Here is a 26,610-nt window from a genome sequence, read left to right on the forward strand (position 1 = left end):
CATTTTGTACATTCACTTTTTAGCGAGTACGCCTTCTACCTCTCGTTGAATTGCTTTTGGATTGCCTATCATTAGACTTTCTATTTGAAGAAAACGGTGCAGCCTTCTTTCCGTCTCTTCTACTACCTTCAGAGCGTTTATTTTCATTTTTTTGCTCACTTGCTCTCTCATAATCCTCGCGATCAGGGATACTTACTCCCTTAATTACTTGCATTTCAAATTTTTGATGAATCCCTTTTTCAATCATTCGTAGGAACTCCATATCCTTAGGCGCCACTAGTGTAAAGGCAACCCCGTCGCCACCTGCACGTCCAGTTCGTCCAATCCGGTGAACATAGCTTTCCACATCTTGTGGGATGTCATAGTTAAAGACATGTGTTACCCCTTCAACATCCAATCCCCTTGCAGCAACGTCTGTTGCAACTAAAAATTGTGTTTTCGCTTCACGAAATCGTTTCATCGCTTTTTCACGCTTCGACTGTGTTAAATCACCATGCAACTCGTCTGAATCATACCCATTGGCAATCAATGCCTCGTGCAGCTTTTTAGCACGAACTTTTGTACGACAGAAAATAATCGCTAAAAATGGACGATGTTCTTCAATTAAATGAAATAAAGTTGCTTGTTTTCTCCGGTCAGTGGTTTCAATCACAACTTGTTTAATCTCTTCTACCGTTACTTTTTTTGCTTTCACTTCGATGAACTCTGGTTCGTTCATATATTTTTTGGCAAGAGATTTAATTTCATTAGGCATTGTTGCAGAAAACAGCATGGTTTGTCTAGAAGGAAATGTTTCTTTAATGATGTCATCTACCTCTGGAAGAAAGCCCATATGTAACATTTGATCGGCTTCATCTAACACAAGCATCCTAATCGTTGAAAGATCAATCGTTCCCCGGCGAATATGATCTAATAATCGACCAGGTGTTGCCACGACAATATGCTGAGCTCCTTTTAATTTTTTTAATTGATGCTCAACATCCTGACCACCGTATACAGCTAACACGTTGACACCCTCTACGTTCTCGATCATTTTCTTAATTTCTTTTGAAATTTGCTGAGCTAATTCTCTTGTTGGAGTTAAAATAAGGGCTTGAACATCCGACTCGTGCACATCAATCTTTTCAAGAATCGGCAGAACAAAAGCCAACGTCTTCCCTGTTCCCGTTTGTGCTTTTGCAATCACATCCTTCCCCTCAAGTACAGATGGGATCGTCCGTTCTTGTATCGGAGTTGGTTCCACGATACCTAATGACTTCAATGTATGGTTAATCTCTTTTCGAATACCAAGTTGTAAAAAATCTTTCAAGGCTAATCACTTCTCTTTTCTTATCATAATGCCAGTTTGTTCAATGGCTTATTTACTATAGCATATTGGTTAGTATTTACAGAGTGATTTGGAATATTTAATTATTGTCACAGTGACGCCCCGAATTTTGTCGATGGGCCAGAGGGACAGGTTCCTTGACCAAACATAAATGGTACGAAACTTTTCAAATATCGCCTGCTCTAACTCAATACTTTCTTTTCCCTACTTATCCATAATCTTTTTCGCTGTACTATTTAAAGTTTGTTGTATAATAAAGGGAACTTCCAATTATTAAAGTTCCCTCTGTTCCAAGTCTACACCTTATATGTGAGCAATTTTACAAATCAACTTTCATGTCTCGCAATGCACCTTGTTTAACATATTTTATTAGTTTTGCAGCCTCATCTCGAACACGTTTTCTTCCTAATTAGTTAAAAACCAGTTATCCTTTCTGGTGAAAGTATCATCAGCAGGACATAACGTATAGGTGATCCAATTAGGGATATATGTTTGTAATGTCAGATGTAATCGTTTCATATGGTAAGATGTCGTTACTACCAAAATTCGTTTTATCCTATATAGGTGAAATTCTCTGTTTAATACGAATAGAGAGGCTAATACATTTTCTAGTGTGTGCAATGATTGATCCTCAATTAGTATATCTTTTTCGGAAACCCCTAACACTATGGCTTCTCTTTTCATCGAAACTGCTTCTGAGTAAACACTTTCCTTCCACTTCACTCCACCTGAAAACAATAGTTTACTGGCTCTACCTTGCTTATATAATTCAACGGCTTTTGGTACGCGATATTTAACGGCTTTACTACTACCTGCCACTAATATACAATCTCCGTTCGCAAAATCATCTTCAATATCCGAAAATAAAAGCTTGGTCAATTGGGCATCTGAGAGTTTTTCAACATCTAACTCCGACAGATACATTTACATGTTCCCCCCTTTACAAAGTTATCCTATCTAAAATATACCACATTTTGGTAGTTTAACAGTATGTACAAATGCATTAAAAAAACAGTACAGGTGAATAGACTACTTATAATTGTCACAGTGACGCCCCGAATTTTGTCGATTATCAAAAATGGGGCCTGAACCCCAGCACAGTAAAGCATTACCGCGCTGGGGGTCAGGCACTCTAATCTCAGTAAATATCCACTACCTATTCAATTCTACCGTCTCGAATACCTTCCAATTCACTATTTTCTCTAACGTAACTGATAGTAAAACGCCTATAATTAAGCCATTGCTAATAAACGGCTGTATATATAGTGGGATATCAGAGAAAACAGTTGGTGAAATATTCATGATACTAATCCCAACGAGAACTGGTGCTGCTAAGCGAAAAATTGTATTCGAATTAAACGTTTTTCCGTTAAGGCTGCTAAAGGCTGTACCGAATAATTGTAAATAGGCAACAAATAAAACAGCATTTCCTACTGAAATTGGCATGGTTGCAAGGAATGATCCGAATATAGGAACCAGTCCGATTGTTGTTAATAACCCACCACCGATAAGGAACGGTTTCGAATGAAATATTCTTGTACTTTGTAGAAATCCGATTGAGGATGTAAATGGTGTGTAAGGTACTAGCCCAAATCCCGAACCAAGCGCCGTAAAAACACTTGTCACATAGATTGAATTATGAAATCTACGTTGTGGGGTTTCTTTATTTATCAGTTTTCCGGCTGCTTCAATCGAAGCAAATGTATTGCTCAAATTGATTACCACTGCAAAGAATGTCACCCCAATAATCCCAAACTCTAGATTTGGTTCTCCAATAGGAAATAAAGTGAAAGACATCGAGGATGCTTCTAAAGCCCCTTGGCCAACATCCATAAACAATAGATCATGCAATATCCATCCAATCATTAAACCTATTAAAATGGAGAAATTACTAATAGATTTAGAGCCTTTAAGTTTTATAATCACAACTAGGATAACAATTCCGATTGATAATAAACTTAACGGTATATCTAATACCCCATCCTTTGTTAAAGGAAACATTCCTTTAAAGAAGATAAAAATCAATTGGAAGGTTAAGAGAAAAAGATATACTGACATGACCATTGGACTGAAGAGTGACTGAAAAAGTGACAAACCATTACATGCTGTTAAAACGATTGTAAATGCGCATGCGAGTAGAATCCCAGTCGTGATCCCTCCACCAATCGTAGATAGGCTCATTCCCATCGAAGAAGCAGTGAGCCCTAGGTTTAATATAACGCCCCATAACAACCCAGAATGTCCTTCCATAATGGGCATTCGATGTCCAATCCATCCTTGAAACATACAAGCTACCCCTGTAAGGATTAGAGAGCATCTTAGCATCATTCCAATCATATCTTGAGGCACCTCAAACACGGTTCCTATCGAAATCGGGACAACCACTGTATTAGCAAAAATAAAAATAAGCCATTGAACAGAAGAAAAAACCGTTACAACATACCCCTTACTCATCATTCACACCACTTTCTTGAACCATGGGGACGGTTCTCCCGGTTCCCTATTTTTTCCGCCACTAAAAGGAGGGCTGCAAATTTGGTGTCAGACCCCATCTAGTAAACTTTTACAGAACTGAAGAACAAGCCCACATTTCGAAATATAAAAAGAGTCTTACGTAAACCGAAAGACTCCCTGAAGAATACCATTACAATGCTCCAAAATCAATATACTCCGTTCAGACAACTAAATTTTTTCTCTTCCATCCTTATTTCCTTTAAACGTGTGACATTCAACAATATTAGTTGTTTCCCTTACATGCTAAACACTTACTTTCGTTTACGCATAAAGAAAGGGCCTGACCCCCACCACGGTAAAGCATTAAAAGAAAGGGCCTGACCCCCAGCACGGTAAAGCAATACAGGTGCAAATTTTTTAGCTTTGTAGAACGAATGTTCTAAACTATATTAAAGTGTATTGAATCACAAAGTCTGGATACAGTCATTACGGGGAACCATCGCTGTAGTCAAGTTGTAAGGGGTTTTTTTCAAGAAGTTTTCCCAACATTTCATTTTTCTACATATATCCAAAACTACTTTAAACACTCCTTGAAAACTGACCTTTCAGATTCTGTGAATTTTGCTAGTGTGGTAACTTCCTTTAGCACATCAAATCCTGAAGGATCGAATCTTTATCGACACTTCTTTGAATCCCATATTTTGTTTTTGATTAAGTTCTCAAGTTCTTTCGTACTTTTCTTTTGCTCCGTTGAACCATGCCTTGACGGCCGCTTTGTAATTTCCTTGTATGAAATCTGATTGGTATTACCCCATTTCTTCCAAGGAACTTTATCGTATTTATGGTGCTGGTAATACTTCAATGGATGGATACTCCCTGGCGCAAAATTATACGTGCCCATGTTTACCGGATCGTTTACCATTTGACCCGTTTCAGCATTGTAGACAACTTCAAAGCGACCATCTGATGATATAAACTTCACATTATAAGCGGCGTCATATTCTCTCACTTCATACCGGTGATATCTAGCACTGAATAGCTGCCATTTTCCGCATGCCACTAGTTCAATCATTTCTTCTAATTGTTCAGGCGCCTCTCCATATCGATTCAGTACATTGCGAAAATAGTGAATGTCTTCCGTGATATAAGGAAGTTGTTTGACATGGTAATCAAATGTCTCAAAAAACAGATTAAATTGCTTATGCCCGTTAAAATACTTTTGATTTCCTACCAAATCATCCATCATTTTCGTTAGGATTGCATGTGATGCAGTTGCTTTGGATGTATCAAATCTATACCATTTTCGATGTTCAGAGCGAATTAGATCATATTGCTCTGAGAGTTCAGAAAAGTATGATTCTGATAAAAAATCTTCCTCGACTGCTACAGGTAAATTCGGATATATAAAGTCCTTCTCTAGTCGTTGGTACCCGTATATCAATACTAAAAACAGGAAAAAAAGAAGGATAAGAATTGTTCTTGGCGAACGACTTTTAATAACTGTCCTAATTTTTTTGCCCCTCCTCTTCTCCCAATTTCAATTATTCTTTGCTAATCTTTTCCAAATCCTCCTGTTTAGTTCTTTAACCAATAAAATCTTTTTTATATCTAATAGCTAAATAGACTGCAGAGGCAAGGAATGCAAGTGAATATTTAAATAAGAAGAAGATTTGCCACATATATTCTTTTGGGAAAATCACGTCGCACAAAACTATTCCACTTAACATTATGAAGGCACTTTTTAATTTTATTTGATCTGTTCTTTCGTCAGCTTCGCCCATTTTTTTCTGTAATACGTATGTTAGAATCCCTCCGACAAAAACCAATAAAAAACCACTAACAATAAGAATATTCCAATTTCCTACCGATTGTTCTGCCCAAGACTTTAATGGATTAAAAATTGCGTTAGAAATATCTGAAAAATCAATCACCATGTCCACTCCCTTTCACATAAGTAAAAATCTCATTTACATCAACATTAAAAAAGTCGGCAATCCGAAAAGCTAATAAGAGAGTCGGAACATAATTTCCTTTTTCCATTACGAAGATGGTTTGTTTGGAAACCCCGACTTTCTCTGCTAATTCTTGCTGAGACATTCTGGCAAGTACACGATATTCATACACCTTATTTGAGATCGAATCACCAAAATCTTTCTTCATGACCATCACCTCTTGAATCAAATTATAAACTCACCTTTTATAAAAGTAAAGTAAACTTATACAAAATTATAAAATATATTTATTTTTACTCAAATTACTTTGATTTAGCTAAAGCGAAATACAAAAAAAACCTGACGAAATTCATGTTTCCGTCAGGTTCACAGGGCGATCAGGAGTAAATTATGTTTTTTAGGCAGTCGAGTGGATGAAAATATTCAGATTTTCCTTATTTTCATATCCAGAAGGGAAATCAAATTCCATTTCATATTAACAATCCGTATCTTCTCCGGCGCGCCACATACGTTAATGCTTTAACAAACTAGGGGCAGACCCTATATTCCTTTCTGTTAATACTTCGTAGGTATACTTACCTTTTCATTAGGTTATACCTCTAAATCTCCATTACTTTCAAACTCCTCGGTCCAAAGTGAGAATTCCTTTGTATATATGGACTTACACACTTCTATATCGTTTTGAAAATCTTTTAAAACGGAGAGTTGGTTTGTAATTGACGCTCCTTCAAATACGGAAACAATTATCTTATGAAAGCTCATTATCATTTTTGCTTCTTTATAAAGCTTTTGCAAATTTTCAGGTTTCACGTCCTGGTAGAGTTCAATGAAATCTTTGTTAGCATTTTTGATAAACTCAGTTGCTAATTTGAGCAGTTCACTATCTTTTACTACATAAAGTGCAATCATGAGGAGTCCATCCTCCAACATATGCTCTACTGTTGGAATCCAGGTAATTCTCTTAGGTTGAATAGGCTCTTTTTCAGTAACTGCATGTAATGGTGTTAGAATCCATGCTGGTCTGCTGTTTTCTGACAGATACAGCATGTGTGAAATATTCATGATGCCACCTTCATAAGAATGTTTTTGACCAACTAAGATTTGAGCGGTGAATGTACCCATTACTCCATACCTCCTACTGGTTGATTTTTCAAACCATCCATATGAGCTTTCAACTTCAAGATATAATCCTCTGACAAATATCCTTTTGCTCCACGAAGAATTTCCTTTTCATAATCTGCTGGTGGCGCCATTTCTTCATTTTTATTTTTGACAGTAAAAGTAATGGCTTGTGTGTCATTACCGTTTAGTTTTATCGTTACAAAGGTAGCACGGTAGGCAAATGGTGCTCCCTCACGCTGGTATAGATAATTTTTCAAAGCTTCAACTGGGATTTCGTAGGCCTTACCTTCTACTTGGCCACCCTCTTCCACAATATCCGCACGTCCCATCCCATCCACTGTGGATTTACGCGTAAAACGTAGGGAATAGCTATCGAGAACCCCTACCCCAACCATATTAGTGATCCACACCTTGCTCAATAAACCGTTTGTCATCCATGCAGCTTCCATAGGCAAAATATAGTACCGTACTACGTTGCTTATTTAGTAATCTATACTCCTTCCAATCACCATCGGGAATTCGATTGTTTAGCAAATTAGATTGACCCGCAATATACACATAGGCTTTGACTGGACCTTTGTCTGTGAAAACCATTTGTTCCACTCTTTCAAATAAATTCTTTGTTCCTCCATCACGAAAGCCCTCTAATTGGTCGATTTGCTTCAACTCAAGATCAGTTACTTCATAAAGTTCTCCATACACACGTGATGAACGGGACTGTTTCACTGCTGGATAGCCAAATCCTGTATCATATAATTCTCCATTGGTCCAACACTGTTCTGCCAATCTGGTTGCCTCTTTTAGGTAGTGAGCATTACCTTCTCCTTTACGCAATGTTCCATATACAAATATGTTCTTCATCTTTACCACTCCTCATTATTTGTTAGGTTTAGTATAAAAAGAAAAGGTTGGCAGTCAGCCAACCTTAAGAAATGGTACGTTTATAGAAGCGTTATAATCTTCGTTTCAATGGAACTCCACATATAACCTTGCCCACGTTTGTTCACAATTGGATTCTGTGTATTCTCTGGCAGGCACTTCTTTACCTTTCGATTAATCTTGGAGATAATCGGTTTAATGGAAGTGGTCTCAGGTGCCTCGTCCTCCGGCCACACATATTGAATCAGTTCCTCTTTTGAAACAATTCGACCTTTTTCGATTAAATATTTCAACACCTCTGCTTCTTTTCGTTGTAATTCAGCGACATCTTTCGGTCCGGAAAAGGTAGGGCGCAAGTGAGCCATATCTAATGTGGCCTCGTTATCTTCATTCTCCATTTTTACATTTTCAACGTCATCAATAGTAGCAAGCATGTACGTGCCATCTGGATACCTGATTGCTCTCGTTTGCTGGCCTTTTTGTGTAATTAATGCTCTCACTTCATTTAATTCACCGCTAAAATTATGTTCTTCATCTGAATCTATTGCCTTGTCCAAATAACGAATGGCTTCCAGATCGTCTCCTAGTTTATAAAATGCTTTAGCCATCGTCGCATACGCTCGGAACAGTCTGATTTTGGACAATGAAGTATGAATTGCCTTTGTAAAATATTCAATGCTTTTCTCATATTCCTGTGCTTCATAATGGATATGTCCCATCCTGTATAGGGCATTCGTATCATCTGGAAAAATCTCTAAAACCTCATTGAACAGTTCTTTCGCATTGATTAGATTTACATGTACTAGTTTTTCGTCTTCCCCGCTCCGGACTAGCATCTTAGCAAGCTCAACTTTATAGTCCGTATTGTCTGGTTCTGTTTGTAACAATCTACGGTACAATTTGATTCCTTCTTTTAGCCAAGCCGACTCATTCAGGGAACCTTGTTTTCTTCTCCAAACTATTATTTGATCTGGCATGGGGACACCTCATTGTTGCAGTTTTGATTTTTCATTATTAATTTTAGTTATCCAATATCTATATTCTTCAATAGTTTTCATTAATCCTTTTAAATATTTCATCCTAATAAGTAATATTTGTTGGAAATAAATGTGCATTTAAACTGTTGGAAATACAAAAAAACCAGTCCCGCAATAACTAAGTAGTTAGGTTATGAAGTAGTAGAAAAACCAAATCGCAAGGTTAATATCAAGATAAATCTCATAATTTTAGACAATAAAACCACACAGAAAAACACAGAGGTTGTACCATCCTCTGCGTTTTTAGTAATCTAACGAACTGTTCTACAACTAAAGCACACTTTACTTTAAGTACATTTCTTCACAAACTCGCCCTTTCTTATCGAAAATCAAAAATCGTACATTCGTTTATTTTGTACAAGCTGCTCCGAAGATATTTTAAGAAAGCGCTACCCAATGGGCAGCACTTTGAGGTACTATATATTATATTTTTCATTAATTCAAAGCTGGAATTTGTCTCGTTAAGTTTGGAGATTCAAATGAAATAAAAAAAGTCGTTCCTTGATTTAGTTGACTATTCACTTGAATCGTTCCCTTATGGTTTTGAATGATTTTATAGCTAACCATTAGACCTAAGCCATTTCCATTTTGCTTTGTCGTGAAAAAAGGCTCCCCAAGTTTTTTTATTTGGTCTGCCTTCATTCCTATCCCTTCATCCTTAATTGTAATTGAAATTTCTTGATAAGTCCTATCAACAACAATAGATACATAACCTCCAGTAGGCATTGCTTCAATGGAGTTCTTTATTAAATTTAAAAATACTTGTTTTAATTGATTTTTTTCCCCTGAAATTAGTACTTCATCTCTTGGAAATTTATATTCAATGTTAACATTTTTCAAATTAGCTTCAGGCTCGAGAAATTTAATGACACTTTTTAATATACTCGTAATATTGCATTCACTGAAGTAGATTTGATGAGGCTTTGCAAAGACCATAAATTCACTGACAATGAAATTAATCCGATCAATCTCATCTATGATTGTATCAATATAATGTACTTCTACACCATTATCATTCAGTAGCTGTACAAATCCACGAATTGTTGTTAACGGGTTTCGTATTTCGTGAGCAATTCCTGCAGCCAATTCTCCAATCATCGCAAGTTTCTCCGTTTTACGTAGTGCCTCTTCTGTATTCCGTTTTTCAGTAATATCATATTGAATGGATATATGTTTATAACGCTCTCCGTTTGAATCTACAAATGGAAAGATTGTAGTATCTAGCCAATACTTTGTCCCATCCTTTGCTTGATTAAGAATCTCTCCTTTCCAAACCTCTCCACCTTGAATCGTATCCCATATATCCTCGAAAAATGAAGGTGGATGAAAGTTTGAAGAATAAACCTCATGTTTCTGTCCTAAAAGTTCTTCTCTAGTATATTTGTATAGATTGCAAAAATTATCATTTGCATATAGAATTCTATCTTCACGATCTGTAATCGCAAAAATAGTGGCTTCATTTAAGACACTCTCCAAATCTGCCAGCTCTTTAAGTGTCATTTTTAAATCCTCTTTAGACGCATCTAAAGCATGTTTAATGAATGACAATTCATCATTGTACATATTCAATAGTGTATTGGACATAAGCTGGTATATAGATTCCATTATTTTCATCACTTCAAATAAGGTATCAATCGATATAGATTTTTGATGTACCTCTGTTTCAAGCAATTCCGTGATTGTGCAACGGATTATATTTACAAAATTGTAAGAGTGATTGAGGGAAGAATTAGATTTGATCAAAGAAAGACCAAAGGCTTCTACAAAAGCAATTATATTAATTTTGTGTTTATCTTCTTTATTACTTAAAAAATCCCCTATATGAATGAATATGTTATCGTCTAGTACATTTTGAAAATCCAAGTTTTTAAAAATAGGATTATAAAAATTCAACTCATCAATTGTGTTCTTATAATTTTGAAATATTTCAATATGAAGTTCTTTTATCTTCCTACCAATATAATCGATTTGTGTGTTCATTATATCCCTCTTAAAAAAAACAGTATTTTTACTTAATATTTAAACAAATTTATACAAATCCCTCTTTTTTTCTGTAAATTTTGTATAAGAATTAGGCTTACTACGGTAGGAACAAGGCCAATTGTAGAATTTGACATCCATTATTACATTAAAAAACACCTAACAAATTAGCATGTAATGTTGATAGGTGTTTCCGATAAGAGACCTTATAAAAAGTGAGAATGACTTCTACTATGTCAAGTTAATGTTTCACTGTCCCACTATCCATATTCTGTATAAGTTAATTGTTTTTTACAGACACTAATAAAAACGGTTGAAGGATAGATTACGAATGACAGAGCGTCATAATAATGATAACTTCCCAAATTATGAAAAAATTAAATCCATTCTTAATGAATCACCCGATTTGATCTGTCGAAATCTTGAAATTGGTCAAGAGGGGATTCATATTATCTTCATGAAAAATCTAATTAAGCCAGAGGTTCTAAATGAATACGTCATTAAATACATTGAAGAACTTTCTGTAGAATACATACATTACACCTATTTAATGAAAAACATACCTATAGAAGAATTAAAGGTAAATTTGGAGGAACAAGAGATAATTTCTTCCCTATTAAATGGATTTGCTTATATTTATTTTTTAGATGAGAAAAAGGCATTCCTTGTAAACTGCGCAAATCCCATTGAACGCTCTATTGAGAAAGCAGAAACAGAATCGTTAGTATATGGACCTAAAATTTCATTTACTGAATCATTAACTTCTAACGTTAAGATAATAAGACAAAATCTAAATGATAATAATTTGTGCACGGATGAAATAAAGATTGGGGAACGCGTTCAAAAGCAAGTAAGAATTGTATATATAAAAGATATTGCGAACGATGAAACTCTTCAGACACTTAAGGACAGGATTAAACAATTAAAAACGGAAAATATAATTGACAGTTCCGTTTTGGCTCAATGTCTAGAAGATAATCATTACTCTTTATTTCCACAATTTATATTAACAGAGCTGCCCGATCGATTTATCTACTCGATTTTAAATGGGCGTATTGGTGTTTTTATAGACGGTAGCCCAGTAGCGATTATAGGTCCTGCTAATTTTTTCTCATTTTTCGAATCAACAGAAGATATCTATTTGAGATGGTCTTTAAGTACATTTATTCGTTTTATCCGATTATTTGCTATGGTCGGTTCTCTTTTTTTAACAGCCATTTACGTGGCTACCATGACTTATCATTTTGAACTCATACCATCTAAATTATTAATTATCATTGGACAATCACGTTCACAAGTTCCTTTTCCCCCCTTATTAGAAGCACTCTTACTAGAATTGTTGATTGAATTACTTAGAGAAGCTGGGGCCCGCCTTCCTACAAAAGTAGGACAAACAATGGGAATTGTAGGGGGTATTGTAATTGGTCAAGCTACGGTTGAGGCAGGATTGACTAGCAATATTTTAATTATCATTGTTGCGTTTAGTGCATTAGGGGCATTTTCTGCTCCTATTTATGAAATGGGTACAGCTGTAAGAATTGCTAGATTTCCAATTATTATTTTAGCAGGTGTTTGGGGGTTAAACGGAATCATTGTCGGTCTATGTGTTCTAATGGTTCACTTGTTAAAATTAACTTCTTTAAATAAACCTTATCTTGCCCCTCTATATCCGCTAAGAATGAAAGATTTGAAATATTTTTTAATACGTCTCCCCCACTATTTTTATATGAGACGACCGTTAGTTAATCGACCCAAAGACTCCATTCGCCTTAAGGATCGATTAAGAAATATAACAGATTTAGATGAATTTTGAGGTGCAAAATGAATTTAAATATACGTTTTGTTAATGCCTTTATGGCGTTTTATATCATACACACTTCACAAATTGGTATGGGAATTCTTGGAGTTCCAAGAATTATGTATCTAGAATCAAAAACAGATGCTTGGATATCCATTTTACTATCTGGTTTATTCGTTAGCTTGATTACATGGTTAATGATTTCTATCCTTAAAAAAAATGAAGGTGATACTCTTTTTGAAATTCATGATCATATATTTGGACGCTTTATCGGTAGTATTTTCAACTTATTTATTGTCATTTACTATATTGCCGTCAATTATTCGATTATCATTAGTTATGTCGAGTTGTCACTAACATGGGGATATGAAGGAGTTTATGAATGGGTCGGGGTACTGGCTTTACTAATGATAACCATTTACGCTGTATCAGGCGGATTCAGAGTAGTGACCGGTGTTTGCTTCTTATCCTTTTTATTGACTATATGGCTGCTATTTGTTGTTTACCAGCCACTTCAAACCATAAACTTAACTAGAATTTTACCTATAATGACGACAACTCCTTCAGAAATTATGAAAGGAGTTTTCAAGAGCAGTTATACAATGTTAGGTTTCGAGACGTTGTTTTTTATTTTTCCGTTTATTAAGGAGAAAAATAAACTTCAACTTTTTAGTCAAATAGCAGTCTGGTTTACGACCATTCTTGTTTTAATAACAACTGTAGTTTCTATTTTATTTTTTAGTGCTAAAGAACTAGAGAAGAATGTATGGCCAGTTGTCAGCATGATTAGCACGGTCCATTTTCCATTTATTGAACGTTTTGAATTTGTTGCTGTTCCATTATGGATTTTAGTTATTTTTCCAAACCTATGTATCACTTTATATATTTCTTCCAGGGGCATTAAACAAATTTTTCATATAAAACAAAAATATGGAATATGGCTCATCTCCATTATCCTTTTTATCTGCAGTTTTATAATTACTAAAAGAGTAGATAATAATTATTTTTTTGACCAAATTGGCAAAACTGGATTTTTTCTTTGGTTTATCTATCCGATTTTCTTGTATGGAGTCACCCTTATAAGATCAAAAATCAATACTCGTTCCAGACGGAGTTGAAAGAATGAAAAAAATTGCTATTCTGCTGTGTTTTCTTTTTTGTACTGCATGCATGGCCCCTGAAAAAATAATAGAAATGCAAGGGATTTCAACGATTATTGGATATGACTTGCTTGATGACAATACATACAAAGGCACTATCAGTTTGTTACAATTTGACCGAAAAGAAGAAAAGACGAGTGTAACCCTTTCAGCTGAAGGAACGACTAGTAAACAAATCAGACAAAAACTAGAGGAACGAACTAGCCATGACATTACGTCTGGTCAATTAAGGACCATACTGTTTAATAAAAATATGGCAGAAACAGTAGGAATTACTTCTTTTCTGGATACAATGCAACGAGATAGTAGTATCGGTTCTTTAATTTTTTTGGCCATTACTGATAATGCTGAGGAGACGATTAACAATACAAACTATGAAGAATATCCCGAAATGGGATCCTATATCTATCAACTATTGGATAAACACGAAAAGAAAGAAATGTTAGTCAACTCCAACTTACATGATTTTATAACTACACTATATGAAATTGGAATCGATCCTACACTACCCATGATTAAAAATGCAAATGGGGCGGCACCTTCTATAAGTGGTGTTGCATTATTCAAAGATGATAAAATTGTGGGGTCTATTTCGTTGATAAACACCTTTTATCTAAAATTATTCACAAATAATAAGGCATTTTTAGGTGATATAACTGTAGAGATTCCTGCTGGTGAACTAGAGAATAGGGATATGGCAAAACTCAACCTTCCTAAAAGTGATATTTATAAGATCACACTTCATCCGATAAAGTACAAAGGAAACATTGAAATAATGAACGAAGAATTTGTTCATTTAAATGCAACGATATCCGTTTCAATATTAGAATTTCAACCCACTACTTCTTTGAAAAATAAAGATTTACTAAACAAGACGGAACAACTAATAGGCGAAGCCCTAAACAAAGAATTTGGATATATACTTGAGGAATTAAAAAATTTAAATACTGATCCCATTGGCATCGGAAGAAAAATAAGAAGTGTAAGAAAATATTCCCATTTAACTGAAGGAGATTTAAGACAAAATTACTCTACACTAAAAGTAAAACCAAATATAAAGGTGGAAATTAAGCGAACTGGATCAATTGATTAACATATTTTTAGGAACAAAATCGCTAACGCCCCTAATACGACCCAAGTGTTGATTATTCACTGGGGCTTTTTCTCACTTTCGCATGATTCCAGCGGGAATAGCGTGAGACTTGAGACCGAGTTAATTCTCGTAGTGTTATGGTTAAAAGTATGGTAAAATATATTATCTTTATAAAAAAATTTTTTTAAGGTGTTAATATCATTGGAAATTAAACATTTACAATATTTTATTGAAGTGACTCGCACTGAAAATTTTACAAGTGCAGCTGAGAATTTGTTTATTACCCAGCCTGCCCTTAGTAGAATTATCAAGTCATTGGAGAATGAACTTGGTACACAGCTTTTTATTCGTACAAGAAAAAAACTTATACTGACTGAAGCGGGACGTGTTCTAAAAAAACATGTATTAAAAATTGAAAATCAGCTGCAGCAACTAGGTGAGGAATTAGATAAGATGGTCATGCTAAAAAAAAGGCATATCCGTATCGGTCTTCCTACGATTACCAATACCATTTTTTTCTCCCAACTGATGTCATCGTTTCATCAAGAATATCCAGAGGTAACATTCCAATTGGAGGAAGATGGTTCGAAAGTGATTGAAGAGAGGATTGTTAATGATTTACTAGATTTTGGGGTTGTTGTTCTTCGTGAAAATGATAATAATATTGACTATTTTATGTTCGTTAAGGAGAAACTAAAACTAGCTGTACCATCGTCCCATCGTCTCGCTGGAAAACAGGAAGTGTCATTACAAGAACTTAAGGAAGAGTCATTTATTATGTTCAACCGAGAATTTGAGTTAAGAAATATTGTCATCAATGCTTGTAGAGAAGCTGGCTTCCAACCGTTTATTATTTCTGAAGCATCACAATTGGAATTTATTCAAGAAATGGTTGCTTCCAATTTAGGTATTACTTTGTTGCCGGAAAGTACATGTATGGAATTAACAAATAATATTCACACCCTAACTGTAACCAATCCTGCAATCGAATGGAATCTAGCTATGATTTGGAAAAAGGATGAAAATTTATCACAGATTGCCAAAGAATTTATCCGATTTGCAAAAAAGAAGCTGATGACAGCTTATCCATATGATTGATAATATCAATAGGTTTCCTCTTGTTTAGAGGAAGCTTTTTTTATTTTTTGGCTAAAGAGCGCTTACATACTATTTTGTTATGAATGTTATATATGAATTGGCATTTTATGTTTCCACTATAATCATATTATAATTGTCCTTGTAAAAAATCCTAATGCATAAAGAGGCGGCCGCTTCAAAAGTATTTTTCATATAAGGTGATATTAATGGAAGCAAAGAAAATTAAAGATACACGTGTAATTCAAACCGACCAGGTGCTAATTAATGATTTGAATAATTATCATACATTATTTGGCGGTGTTCTAATGAAAAAGATGGATGCTTGTGCGGTGCTCTCTGCTCGCAGACATTCACGGGTAAAAGAATGCGTTACGGCATCGACTGACGGCGTTAACTTCCTCGAACCAATCCGTGTAAGTGACTCGGTCTGTATCGAATCATTTGTCTGCTATACAGGTAAAAAGTCAATGGAGATTTTCTGTAAAGTGATCGCTGAAAATCTTGAAACAGGGAGCCGAAGAATTGCGGCTACTGCTTTCTTTACCTTTGTTCCCCTGGATGATAATAAAAGACCAATGCAAGTGCCCAGTGTTATTCCAGAATCAGAGGAAGAAAGCTTTCTTTTTGAGACAGGGAAAGAACGGGAAAAAATCCGCAAGCTAAAAAGGGAACAAAACAAAGAACTCGTGTCAAAACTTACACTAGAAAAACCATGGGATTAATACCAATAAAGGGGAGAGAATATCGTATGCTAATAGCATCAAGTTACAATCAACTAAAAAATGCGCAAACAGCGATTGAAAGCTTACATGAAATAAAACCATCTATTTATAGTAAATTTTTGAATGTCATTAAACTTACTCGTCAAATGCAGTATGGATATCAATATATGGGGTCCTTAGTTATGGATGAAGATCCAAGTGATTTCGTTCCAAACTTTCAAAATGATTATGTATTGTCTGTATATAAAAGGGAAATCGAAAAATTAAAAGCGGATAATAAATTCCCTGACTTGAAAGAATTACTGAATACGTATAAACATGTCAGCTATGAAAATATTAGCAAATTGGCATTAGGGGAAAACCCAAAAGCGTTAGTTGGTCCAATTCTTGTACGTTAATTCCTCCATAATAAAACCGCCGATGATATAGTTACGGTGAACCTTTCCGTTAGTAAATGAGGTATTTAGCCAGCGCTTTTACTCTAAAATCTACCATATTTAATAATAATCAAAAAGAATAGAAAATATAAAGAGATGGAGATGAACCAACGTTCTTAAACGATTGTGTCATCTCCACCTTTTTTATGGGTTAATTGTTTTTACCAAATGCTACAGAAATACCATGGATTCCATTTTACCATAATGTAATACCTCAATTTTTACAGTATATAACTCAAGCAAAACAAGGATTCCTCTCCAGACTAGGGCATATAATAATTTTTTGATTGTAGCAGCGTTATTCGGAAAGTAATTAACAATAATATATAATACTCCTACCTGCCCCATGGAAACAATTAAGTATGCCAAGTCAACCTCCTTTTTATCAAAATACCCTACCCGTTACTTTCAGTGCAAAATATCTAACTGGATAAGCAGAAAAAACGGTCGTTAATGTAACATAAAAACCCTAATTTTTTCTTCTTAGCGTAGAAAGATTAGCAGCTCTTCCTTCAAAAGTTTTTCCTAGCTTAAAAGACTATTAATGAATGGATTTATCGTAAATTTGGAACAATACTTTTGTTTAAGTGAGTGGCTCTGTTAAAGAATAGTGTTGATATTTGATATAAATAAAAAGGGAAACCAAAATAAGTTCCCGGTCATAGTTACAAGGTCAACCTTCAATTCTTGAAGGTCAAGAGCATTACCGTGAATCCATTTAACACGGTCAGACCAACCCTTTGTTTTTGCAACCATTAGTGACGATTCGGCTGGTTCTAGTCCAATAACCTCTATGCCTTTTGAGGCTAAACAACAAGCAAAAGTTCCTGTTCCACAACCAATGTCGAGTACAGAACTGGCTCCAAACTCATTTATCATAGACTCGAAAGCATCTAAATCAAATCGGTCAGGGTCAAATGGGTCATAAATATAAGCAAGTCTTGGGTTCTCAAATGTTTCATCAGCCATCAAACTTCCCCCTAATCAATCAAATATTCGTTACGATATCTCTTTTCCTCTACTTCAAGTAACCTGCTCCGTAGTTTAATAACTTTGTTAGTATCTAACTCTCATTTGTTAACTTCTTTACTTCATCAAGATGCTGATTAAATACTTCAACATTCCAATCTTTCTCTTTTGCTATTTCCAGAGCTTCAGTTGCATACTTCAACGCCTTTTTCCGATCTACTTTTAGAGCGATTTCTGAAAGTTGAGCATAGATGGCTGGACTTTTTTCATATAATATTACTTCTTCATATGTTTTTAATGCTTCATCAAAGCGTCCTTGTCTGATGTATATATTACTTAATGCATAGAGTAGAGTAGGAGCTTCATTAAAATATCTGCCTTTTGTTGCGATGTAATCTAGAATTAATTTTACAGCTCCGCTTTCATTTAATGTTTCCGCTTTAGAAATCATATCAGTTAATTGATCAATATCCACTTCGAATAGTTGATGATATGTGTCTAAGTCATATCCAGTAAGTTTATTAAAGGCAGTTGTGAAATCATTACTTTCTTTTGTCATTCTTATTAATTCAGTAATAATGGATTCATCATTCTCATTTATAATGTTCTCTATTGCAAAGTGTGATAATAAGTAGTCTTCTCTAGTCATCTTACTTTGTGAAAATTCCATCAATGGTTTTATCCGTCCTCCGGCTACATCAGTTAAAAATGGTATCGTTTTATTTTGATGTGCAAAAGCTTCTGCAACTCCCTCATGGTACCAAACAGGAATATCATAAAACTCCATGTTATGTTCATTTAAAAATTCCCCCATGAAGTAATGTGCAAATTCATGACTGAAAGTATTAATTAATTGATCTTCATCTAAATCACTGTTTATAAACATTAAATGATATTCTGGAAAGTAATTCCCATAACCACCCTTAAGCCCAGAATGCGGTTGATCATTTTTATGTATTAAAAAAATCTTTAATTCCTCTTTAGGTTTTTCAAACTCTCCGAACCATGTGTTAGCGGTATTTAATATTGTATCAGTTACATTGACAAACTTATTAACTTTGTCTTCTTCACTACCGTCATAATATAAAGTATAAAATGAACCTTCTCTTTGTAGATAATCACTATGTTTTATGTTCAAAAGGAACGGTAATTGTTTATTTAGTACGGTGTATCCAATAAAAATGCATGTAGATAAAAACAATATGCTAGTCATTAATATAAGTTTATTTCTTTTTGTCATCTGTTCCTCCAGTTAAAAAGATATATTTACTGAAAATTAGGCAGATACAATATATAATTAGTTCTCAATAATTTGAACTTTTATTTCTAAGCATTAAAAAAACTTATCATTTAAGTAACCTGCTCCATAATTCAATAAATTCAACAAAAAGGTGCGTAATCCTTCTTGGATCAACGCACCCTTTTCTTTAAGTACATTTTTTTCAAAATCTACTAATTATCTACTTTTTTACTTTGTTTTTGTTTTTATTTCTAATTCAAAAATTTTATTTTCTAATGAACTTAAATGTGTTTTTATAAGTTTCAAAGAAATACCCATTGCTAATACAATCACTCCACCTAAGATAAAAACATAAGTCCGTACAGTTCGTCTCATTAATTCACTTTCAAATTCTGATGTATGAGCTTCAACATTTAGAGATTGTATCCACCCATATATAATAAAAACAACTCCAAATATAACAGTAAGTGTACTAATCCAATTTAATCCTTTCATAGTCATTCCCTCATTTTCTTAATTAAACTATCCTGCTTCGTTAGATTAGTAAGACAAAACAAAAATTAAGACATTAAACTTTTTTATCTTTCTCTACTTTTTCTTCGTATTGAATAACGTGTTTTGAGTCTTCTAATGGACTATCTTGTTTCACTTCAATTTTCTTCCCCATTGTAATGTCATCGTATGGTGTATACCTATTAGATGGTGTTGATTTCTTCTTAATCGTTCGATAAATTATAAAACCAATTACAGAGATAACGAATAAAGTATAGATATAAGCCATTTAACCACCCCTAAAATTACTTAATTACCTATATTCTATGAACTGTTAAAAAATCCCTTCTTCAACTAACCGGCTTCGTTAGTTGATCAAGAAGAACAACTACTCATACAATTATTTTAACATTAAATTACATAAAACCTTTGATAAGATAATACTTTTCCGCACTGGGGCAGGCACCAGAACGCTCCAACAAGGGACAAGCTATCATTTCGAAATCCCGCTATACCCAGTTGTTTTTAGGTAAATATCCTTTTTCATGGATAGTCGCCCAATAACTTTTATGGGTAGTTGCATATGCTGTAGGGACAAAGAATTCATGAAAAGAGGAATAGTTATGAAATATGAATGGTATCAAACGAATCCAATGCCTTTTCCGTATCAATATGATTATGGACAAACGGGAATGATGCGTGAGTTTAAGCATGGACACGGTGGTGGGCATCATGGGCATCATGGTAAACCAGGACATGGTGGTGGCCATGGTAAACCGGGACACGGAGGTTTTCAAGGTGGACTCCCATTTTTGGGTGGATTAGCAGGTGGATTACTAGCAGGGACATTGCTCAATTCCCCTAACAACTATCCGTATTACCCATACCCTAACTATGGATCCTATCCAGGATACCCGCCAACGCCATACCCACCTTATCAAAATTACCCGGGTTACCAGTACCCTCCTTACGGTGGATACTACTAAAATATCCTTACACCCAATTACTACAGAAGCCATTACAACAAGGAAATTGTAATGGCTTTTTCTATTTAAAAGGGCCTGACCCCCACTACAGTAAAGCATTACCATGCTGAGGGGCAGGCACCAAAATCATGTAGAGTTATAGCCTTCATCTAAATCAGAACGCTTGAAATATTTTGGTGAGGTCACTTTCCGTATGAAAATGATTGCATCATAGTAGTCTTGTGGATAAATAACCTTTGGGGATAGACCTAAAAATCCCGACTCTAATAACCACCATCTTCTTTTGAACCACATTTTTTTATCGGCGATTTGATTTTTTACATCTAATGGAAGAAATAAGTCTGATTCTGATGATTCATAAAGTAATGACTCTAAATGATAATGATCTTTTTTCTTAATGTCTATCTCCAATTCAACCCTTAATTGAGTTGCAAATGTTCCGCTGCCCGCATAAAGACCAATTGCATAGAAATCATCTGAATACTTTTTTTGTAACCAATACCCTACTGATTTTATTCCCAATAACTTTGCAGTAAGGGGACGTCTTTTTCGTATATGAAAATTATGAGCCCACACGATTATCTTCTCATTTTTATAGTAGTGATTCATAAGCCACTCTAAATTCTGAAACATATAAAACCCTCTTTGAACTCCTGAAGTCAGATAACCTTTTAGATTTATCTGTAACCATTCCAACCTGTTTTGAATTCCTCGATGGATTAATAGAAACATCCTTTGTATTTCAGGATTTGTGACATTTTTCTGTTTTATTTCCATTACTTTTAATACGCCTTCATAATCTTCAATGGCCATTCTCATTCTCTTTTTTAGGGATCTTGTTATCTTTAACATCATTTCTTTATCTATTTCAAAAAAGCGTTTCTCCAGTGCTATTATCTTTTCATATAACTCATTATCTATATGGTTTTTTAACCAGTCTGTCATACATTCTGATATTAAAGGATAAGTAGGTTGAGGGTCCATTCCGGAAATTTTTAAAGATTGAGTCCATTTTTTATTAAAAAGAGGTTCCATTTCTTTATTGTGATAGATATCTAACAAGCAATTTTGAATTTGTTTTTCAGGAGAATGGTCACTTAAAAAGTGTTTGCACAAAGTTGCTTCCAAAAGACCGCTCTCAAGGACAACAACATTAAAACCGTGATGTAGATGTAAATAGCGAATGAATTCCGTTTTAGTCTTAAAATATTCTGCGATTCCATGCGAATTTTCACCAAGAAGGATAATTCGCTTATCTTTTATAAAGTGATCAATAAATGATAAATCATTATTTGTACGTATTTCAGAGGCAGTTCTTCTAATTTGTTCCTTCCAACGGTTTCTCGTACTTTTCCTGACAAAATTCATTTTTCCATTCCTCCTTTCTAATAAAATGGGTCTGACCCCCACCACAATTGCTTTTTATTGTTGGTTTCGAAAATCGAAGCCATCCCCTGTTGTAAAAATTGTCTCATAATGAGGCCTACAACCAGTTTCAAGTTCTTAAAAACTAGGATTTTCATTCACCTGAATCCAAGAATCTGATTCTTCAAGTTGACCTGCAAGCTGTAACAGAAGGTCTTCACGACCGCGCCTTGCCATAACTTGAACACCACATGGGAGACCATCCTTGGTGAGATGCATGGGCAGAGTCATTGCAGGTTGTCCGGTTAAATTCGCAAGCTGGGTGAATGGAGTTCTCTCAAGGCTCTTGTTTGCCAATTGCTCAACAAAACCTGACTTTTTTAAAATGCCTCCTAATCTTAAACCTCCCACTACTTTAATCAGTCCTTTTTCAAATGGAGTTTGATCGAGCTCCCCTATCTTTGATGGAGGGTGGGCAGTAGTCGGTGTGAGGTAAAGGTCATAATCATCGTGAAAGCTTTCCATTTGAATGGCAGACTTGTCCCAAAACTTTAGGCTTGCTAATAATTCTTCTGCTGAAACAGCTTTTCCAAGTAAATTCAGGATCCAAGTTGCCGGTTCTACGTCATTAAATGTGACCTTCCGTCCGATTATATCCTCAAGTTCCGTCAAGGTTGTGGCAACTTCTGCAAAATACAACATAAAATAACTATTCGCTACTCTTTTTCCATCAATTGGTGCCGCCTTTTCTATAACGGTATGCCCCATCTCTTCTAAGAGCCTAATCGTTATATGTACGGCCTCTTTACACTCCTGATTAACAGGGGTGCCTAATGGTGAGTCTGTTGAAAATGCTATTTTAAGCGGATTTGTTAATGGAGTCATCGATGCTTCTACATAAGACCCATTAAAAGGAGGCGCAATAAACGCGTTGGCACGGTCCATTTGATAGTGGTCAAGCATGGTTGCACTATCCCTAACAGAGCGGCTTAAAATATGATCGACTGATGCACCTTGCCATACCCGCCCTCTTCTTGGACCAATTGGTGTGCGACCACGAGTAGGCTTTAATCCAAACAATCCACAAAAAGCAGCAGGAATTCGAATCGACCCACCACCGTCATTTGCACCTGCAATCGGAACCATGCCCGATGCAACAGCTGCAGCGGAACCTCCACTTGAACCACCTGGTGTATATTCCGTGTTCCAAGGATTTCTTGATGGTCCATAATGAACTGGCTCCGTTATCCCTAGTAACGCAAACTCTGGAACATTCGTCTGTCCCAAAATGCTAACACCCGTATTCCGAATTTGCCGAACGAACTCGCTATCCTGATCAGCTTTAATCTTTTCCAGTAGCTTTGAACCACTTCTAATTGGACGACCTTTTACTTCCTGATTAATACTTTTGGTTAAGAAAGGCACACCTACAAAAGGTCCAGTTGATTCAACTTGAGCAATTTCCTCAGGACCATTGTAAAATTTATCAATAACGGCATTGAGCGCACCATTTTTCTTTTCAATTTCACGAATCGCGGCCTCACGAACTTCTTCCACTCTCACCTCTCTCTTTTGAATTAACTCAGCTAATCCCACCCCGTCATATTGCTTGTAATCGAACATCAACCATCGCCCCCTTTTGATTTGCCTAACAATTACTAACGTACTAAAATTTAAAGTCTACTTAGATACCACTATTTACCTATTATTTTATCATTTTATCATCTATTTTTTTATGTAATCTTTTATGAATGAAAAAAAAGAGCCAATCTATGCAAGTCGTGAATAATAACCTGCAGAAGTTGGACTCTTTTTCCATAATAAACGTACTTCTCGAGTTGTAGGAATTTATCTAATACGTTTTAAAAAAGGTATATATGCTGGATCATAATTATTGTAAAATCAAAAGAAGATACCACACGACTGGAACTATATGCCATTTGGTACAGGTATTCTTCTAACAGGGAGTTTTGTTCAGTACGTGTATTAATAAGGGAGAGGCCCATGTCTATTATAATAAGAAGAAAAATTTTAACTGCGATCATTAGTAGTTTGATAGTTGCGCTCATTTTTATGGTTCCTGGTGGTTTTAATCTGAATGGATTTGCTGGCTTATATTATTTAAATTTAATGATTGTTATTTCATATGGGGTTATTACATCCATATTGAGTGATTGGATGAGTAAAAAGATGTTTACATCTACATACTCTCGGGAAATTTGTTCTTTTCTATTCCATTGTTTTTTCGGATTAGTGTTCCTAGTTCTTAGTCTTGTTTCTGCCATCTCTTTTTATATTGTTGACCGTTTACTAACAAAAGTAAAAATTAAGTGGTGGATCGTCATTTTGGCTTTATTCGTTGTAATTCTGCTCTTTTTTATAGGTATTACTCTATAAAAAGGGCCTGACCCCCAACACAGTAAAGCATTACCGCACTGAGGGTCAGGCACCATAATAAACTATTTAACTATTTCATGATGAGAAGTTTCATTTGATACCGGTAGTTTTTTCGAACTGGTCATATACGTATAAATTACCGCTGCTGCAATGGCACCTATAATTGGACCAATGACATAAACAGGAAATTGGATCCAGTTAATATTGCCACCTAATAAACTATCTGCAACATAGGGACCAAAGGTTCTTGCGGGATTGAATGATGCTCCTGTAGCACCGGCAGTCATCATAATAATCCCTCCGACCGTTAAACCAATTACTAGTCCTCCCCAATTTTGTGGAGCCTTTGAGTCCACTGCAATTCCCATAATCACAAACATAAGAATAAACGCTGCAACAGCTTCAATAATCATCCCCTGTAAATATCCGGTAGATGGCGCAAGTACAGTAGCCCCTAAATTACCCAACAAGACTCCGTCCATGCCTAAAACCGTTACAATTCCAAACGCCCCAATGGTACCGCCCACACATTGTGCAAGAATATAGGGTCCTACTTCTTTCCATGGAAAATGACCCGTCGAAGCTAATGCGATTGTAACCGCTGGGTTTATGTGACACCCCGTTAATCTGCCTATTGAATAAATCATGGCCATAACAATGATTGCAAAGGCAAAACTGATAACGCCAATATCTGCCAATGTTGTTGACTCGTTGTTAGTAGCCGTAATAATTCCATTAAAAGCAGCTGTTCCAGGACCTATTAGAACTAATAATGCAGTACCAATACCTTCACCAAAACATCGTTTGAACAGGATGGGTGTCTCCATCGGCAGACACCATTATTTCACAAGTCCATGAGGGTCGATTACATATTTTCTGGAAGCACCTTTATCAAACTCAGCGTAACCCCTTGGCGCTTCGTCTAAAGAAATAACAGTTGCATTAACAGCTTTTGCAATCTGCGCTTTTCCACTTAAGATCGCTTGCATTAAGTCACGGTGGTATTGCATGACTGGCGTTTGACCTGTAACAAATGTATGTGCTTTCGCCCAACCTAATCCTAGACGAACTCTCAATGTACCAATTTTAGCATCTTCATCAATTCCACCTGGATCTCCCGTTACATAAAGTCCTGGAATCCCTAGTCGTCCACCTGCACGAGTTACCTGCATAATAGTATTTAAAACTGTTGCTGGTGCTTCTATCGCATTCGCACCATGTGCAGATGCTTCAAAGCCAACACAATCGACAGCACAATCAACTTCAGGAACACCAAGAATTTGGTCAATTTGCTCTCCCAAATCAGGATGATTACGTAGATTTACAGTTTCACAGCCAAAGCTTCTTGCTTGAGCAAGCCTTTCTTCATTCAAGTCCCCAACAATAACGACAGATGCTCCTAATAGTTGTGCTGAATGTGCTGCAGCTAGCCCAACTGGACCTGCCCCCGCAATATAGACAGTAGATCCTGGCTTAACACCTGCACTTACTGCTCCATGATAACCTGTTGGAAAAATATCCGAGAGCATTGTTAAATCTTTAATTTTTTCCATCGCTTGATCTTTATCCGGAAACTTCAATAATTGGAAATCAGCATATGGTACCATCACATATTCAGACTGACCTCCTACCCATCCACCCATATCTACATAACCATAGGCTGAACCAGGACGATCAGGATTTACATTTTCACAAATATGTGTGTTTCGCTCTTTACAGCTTCGGCATCGTCCGCACGCAATATTAAACGGAACAGATACCAAGTCCCCTTTTTTAATAAATTCCACATCTCGCCCAACTTCAATTACTTCTCCAGTTATTTCATGCCCTAGAACAAGTCCTGCGGGAGCAGTTGTTCTCCCTCTAACCATATGCTGGTCACTTCCACAAATATTGGTTGTAACTACCTTCAAGATAACACCATGTTCACATTTGCGACCTACATTCAATGGATTTACTCCAGGCCCATCTCTTAAAACTAAATCTGGATAACCAATATCCATTACCTCTACCCTACCAGGTCCCATATATGCTACCGCTCTGTTTCCTACCATGTTTTTCCCCTCCATAAAATGATCGTATTGTCAAAACTTTTATAAGAA

28 protein-coding genes and 1 pseudogene are annotated in these 26,610 nt (G+C 35.6%); 9 read left to right on the top strand and 20 right to left on the bottom strand.

Annotated elements, in window-relative coordinates; genetic code table 11:
- Nucleotides 1–19: 19 nt before the first annotated feature.
- The 3 genes from CKJ95_RS09585 to CKJ95_RS09595 all read right to left on the bottom strand — a co-directional run bounded on the left by CKJ95_RS09585 (nt 20) and on the right by CKJ95_RS09595 (nt 3,781).
- Nucleotides 20–1,309: a DEAD/DEAH box helicase gene (locus CKJ95_RS09585; RefSeq protein WP_099353184.1), complete on the bottom strand. Its 1,290-nt coding sequence runs from the start codon at nt 1,307–1,309 to the stop codon at nt 20–22.
- A 423-nt stretch (nt 1,310–1,732) separates the two neighbouring features.
- Nucleotides 1,733–2,251 (bottom strand): YdcF family protein, encoded by a 519-nt coding sequence (locus CKJ95_RS09590; RefSeq protein ID WP_257215747.1) that lies wholly within the window; start codon nt 2,249–2,251, stop codon nt 1,733–1,735.
- A gap of 228 nt (nt 2,252–2,479) precedes the next feature.
- The gene (locus tag CKJ95_RS09595; protein ID WP_099353185.1) at nt 2,480–3,781 is read right to left on the bottom strand and encodes a uracil/xanthine transporter; all 1,302 of its coding nucleotides are present in this window, start codon (nt 3,779–3,781) and stop codon (nt 2,480–2,482) included.
- A 470-nt stretch (nt 3,782–4,251) separates the two neighbouring features.
- Here CKJ95_RS09595 and CKJ95_RS23790 point away from each other — a divergent pair.
- Nucleotides 4,252–4,398, top strand: a pseudogene (locus CKJ95_RS23790) (DUF6434 domain-containing protein); the annotation flags it as partial.
- A 56-nt stretch (nt 4,399–4,454) separates the two neighbouring features.
- On the opposite strand, the gene CKJ95_RS09605 reads toward CKJ95_RS23790, so the two are convergent.
- From CKJ95_RS09605 to CKJ95_RS09640, 8 genes are all read right to left on the bottom strand, one after another.
- Nucleotides 4,455–5,222, bottom strand: a complete 768-nt coding sequence (locus CKJ95_RS09605) for a hypothetical protein (RefSeq protein ID WP_257215748.1) — start codon at nt 5,220–5,222, stop codon at nt 4,455–4,457.
- A 142-nt stretch (nt 5,223–5,364) separates the two neighbouring features.
- Nucleotides 5,365–5,712 carry a DUF2178 domain-containing protein gene (locus tag CKJ95_RS09610; RefSeq protein ID WP_373604846.1) on the bottom strand — a complete coding sequence of 116 codons (348 nt, stop codon included), beginning with the start codon at nt 5,710–5,712 and terminating at the stop codon, nt 5,365–5,367.
- A complete protein-coding gene (locus CKJ95_RS09615) occupies nt 5,705–5,941 on the bottom strand; it encodes a helix-turn-helix transcriptional regulator (RefSeq protein ID WP_099353227.1) in 237 nt (78 codons plus the stop codon). Before CKJ95_RS09615 ends, CKJ95_RS09610 begins: the two co-directional genes overlap by 8 nt.
- Nucleotides 5,942–6,324: 383 nt before the next feature.
- A complete protein-coding gene (locus tag CKJ95_RS09620; RefSeq protein ID WP_099353188.1) occupies nt 6,325–6,855 on the bottom strand; it encodes a hypothetical protein in 531 nt (176 codons plus the stop codon).
- A complete protein-coding gene (locus tag CKJ95_RS09625) occupies nt 6,855–7,289 on the bottom strand; it encodes a gamma-glutamylcyclotransferase (RefSeq protein WP_180271463.1) in 435 nt (144 codons plus the stop codon). The genes CKJ95_RS09620 and CKJ95_RS09625 overlap by 1 nt, the downstream gene beginning before the upstream one ends.
- Complete coding sequence (locus tag CKJ95_RS09630; protein WP_099353190.1) at nt 7,252–7,716, bottom strand: gamma-glutamylcyclotransferase family protein; 465 nt, start codon at nt 7,714–7,716, stop codon at nt 7,252–7,254. The genes CKJ95_RS09625 and CKJ95_RS09630 overlap by 38 nt, the downstream gene beginning before the upstream one ends.
- Nucleotides 7,717–7,796: 80 nt before the next feature.
- Entirely contained in the window at nt 7,797–8,711 is a 915-nt protein-coding gene (locus CKJ95_RS09635; RefSeq protein ID WP_099353191.1) for a winged helix-turn-helix domain-containing protein, read from the bottom strand.
- Between the two features lie 495 nt (nt 8,712–9,206).
- Nucleotides 9,207–10,751, bottom strand: coding sequence for an ATP-binding protein (locus CKJ95_RS09640; protein ID WP_099353192.1), 1,545 nt, complete (start codon nt 10,749–10,751; stop codon nt 9,207–9,209).
- Nucleotides 10,752–11,082: 331 nt separating this feature from the next.
- Here CKJ95_RS09640 and CKJ95_RS09645 point away from each other — a divergent pair, with 331 nt between their 5' ends.
- From CKJ95_RS09645 to CKJ95_RS09670, 6 genes are all read left to right on the top strand, one after another.
- On the top strand, nt 11,083–12,564 hold the full coding sequence (locus CKJ95_RS09645) for a spore germination protein (RefSeq protein ID WP_099353193.1): 1,482 nt from the start codon (nt 11,083–11,085) through the stop codon (nt 12,562–12,564).
- 8 nt (nt 12,565–12,572) lie between these two features.
- On the top strand, nt 12,573–13,667 hold the full coding sequence (locus tag CKJ95_RS09650) for a GerAB/ArcD/ProY family transporter (RefSeq protein ID WP_099353194.1): 1,095 nt from the start codon (nt 12,573–12,575) through the stop codon (nt 13,665–13,667).
- A 4-nt stretch (nt 13,668–13,671) separates the two neighbouring features.
- A complete protein-coding gene (locus tag CKJ95_RS09655; protein ID WP_099353195.1) occupies nt 13,672–14,802 on the top strand; it encodes a Ger(x)C family spore germination protein in 1,131 nt (376 codons plus the stop codon).
- 201 nt (nt 14,803–15,003) lie between these two features.
- A complete protein-coding gene (locus tag CKJ95_RS09660) occupies nt 15,004–15,900 on the top strand; it encodes a LysR family transcriptional regulator (protein ID WP_099353196.1) in 897 nt (298 codons plus the stop codon).
- Nucleotides 15,901–16,106: 206 nt separating this feature from the next.
- Complete coding sequence (locus tag CKJ95_RS09665; protein ID WP_099353197.1) at nt 16,107–16,622, top strand: acyl-CoA thioesterase; 516 nt, start codon at nt 16,107–16,109, stop codon at nt 16,620–16,622.
- Nucleotides 16,623–16,648: 26 nt separating this feature from the next.
- On the top strand, nt 16,649–17,020 hold the full coding sequence (locus CKJ95_RS09670) for a hypothetical protein (RefSeq protein ID WP_099353198.1): 372 nt from the start codon (nt 16,649–16,651) through the stop codon (nt 17,018–17,020).
- A 210-nt stretch (nt 17,021–17,230) separates the two neighbouring features.
- On the opposite strand, the gene CKJ95_RS09675 is transcribed toward CKJ95_RS09670, so the two are convergent.
- The 5 genes from CKJ95_RS09675 to CKJ95_RS09695 all read right to left on the bottom strand — a co-directional run bounded on the left by CKJ95_RS09675 (nt 17,231) and on the right by CKJ95_RS09695 (nt 20,049).
- A complete protein-coding gene (locus CKJ95_RS09675; protein ID WP_099353199.1) occupies nt 17,231–17,428 on the bottom strand; it encodes a hypothetical protein in 198 nt (65 codons plus the stop codon).
- Between the two features lie 231 nt (nt 17,429–17,659).
- Entirely contained in the window at nt 17,660–18,028 is a 369-nt protein-coding gene (locus tag CKJ95_RS09680) for a class I SAM-dependent methyltransferase (protein ID WP_099353200.1), read from the bottom strand.
- 94 nt (nt 18,029–18,122) lie between these two features.
- On the bottom strand, nt 18,123–19,268 hold the full coding sequence (locus CKJ95_RS09685; RefSeq protein WP_099353201.1) for a tetratricopeptide repeat protein: 1,146 nt from the start codon (nt 19,266–19,268) through the stop codon (nt 18,123–18,125).
- Between the two features lie 228 nt (nt 19,269–19,496).
- Nucleotides 19,497–19,763, bottom strand: a complete 267-nt coding sequence (locus tag CKJ95_RS09690; protein WP_099353202.1) for a hypothetical protein — start codon at nt 19,761–19,763, stop codon at nt 19,497–19,499.
- Nucleotides 19,764–19,836: 73 nt separating this feature from the next.
- A complete protein-coding gene (locus CKJ95_RS09695) occupies nt 19,837–20,049 on the bottom strand; it encodes a DUF3951 domain-containing protein (protein WP_099353203.1) in 213 nt (70 codons plus the stop codon).
- A 334-nt stretch (nt 20,050–20,383) separates the two neighbouring features.
- On the opposite strand from CKJ95_RS09695, the gene CKJ95_RS09700 reads away from it, so the two are divergent.
- Nucleotides 20,384–20,746, top strand: coding sequence for a hypothetical protein (locus CKJ95_RS09700; RefSeq protein ID WP_180271464.1), 363 nt, complete (start codon nt 20,384–20,386; stop codon nt 20,744–20,746).
- Between the two features lie 126 nt (nt 20,747–20,872).
- On the opposite strand, the gene CKJ95_RS09705 is transcribed toward CKJ95_RS09700, so the two are convergent.
- Both CKJ95_RS09705 and CKJ95_RS09710 read right to left on the bottom strand, forming a co-directional pair.
- Nucleotides 20,873–22,114 (bottom strand): erythromycin esterase family protein, encoded by a 1,242-nt coding sequence (locus tag CKJ95_RS09705; RefSeq protein ID WP_099353204.1) that lies wholly within the window; start codon nt 22,112–22,114, stop codon nt 20,873–20,875.
- Between the two features lie 135 nt (nt 22,115–22,249).
- Nucleotides 22,250–23,734: an amidase family protein gene (locus tag CKJ95_RS09710; protein WP_099353205.1), complete on the bottom strand. Its 1,485-nt coding sequence runs from the start codon at nt 23,732–23,734 to the stop codon at nt 22,250–22,252.
- A 381-nt stretch (nt 23,735–24,115) separates the two neighbouring features.
- Here CKJ95_RS09710 and CKJ95_RS23795 point away from each other — a divergent pair, with 381 nt between their 5' ends.
- Nucleotides 24,116–24,508: a hypothetical protein gene (locus tag CKJ95_RS23795; RefSeq protein ID WP_257215749.1), complete on the top strand. Its 393-nt coding sequence runs from the start codon at nt 24,116–24,118 to the stop codon at nt 24,506–24,508.
- Nucleotides 24,509–24,570: 62 nt separating this feature from the next.
- Here CKJ95_RS23795 and CKJ95_RS09720 read toward each other — a convergent pair whose 3' ends face one another.
- Both CKJ95_RS09720 and fdhA read right to left on the bottom strand, forming a co-directional pair.
- On the bottom strand, nt 24,571–25,335 hold the full coding sequence (locus CKJ95_RS09720) for an MIP/aquaporin family protein (protein ID WP_099353206.1): 765 nt from the start codon (nt 25,333–25,335) through the stop codon (nt 24,571–24,573).
- 12 nt (nt 25,336–25,347) lie between these two features.
- Entirely contained in the window at nt 25,348–26,562 is a 1,215-nt protein-coding gene (gene fdhA, locus CKJ95_RS09725) for a formaldehyde dehydrogenase, glutathione-independent (RefSeq protein ID WP_099353207.1), read from the bottom strand.
- Nucleotides 26,563–26,610 lie beyond the last annotated feature (48 nt).

This window comes from Fredinandcohnia onubensis (assembly GCF_002734285.1).
Classification (GTDB): domain Bacteria; phylum Bacillota; class Bacilli; order Bacillales; family Bacillaceae_L; genus Ferdinandcohnia; species Ferdinandcohnia onubensis_A.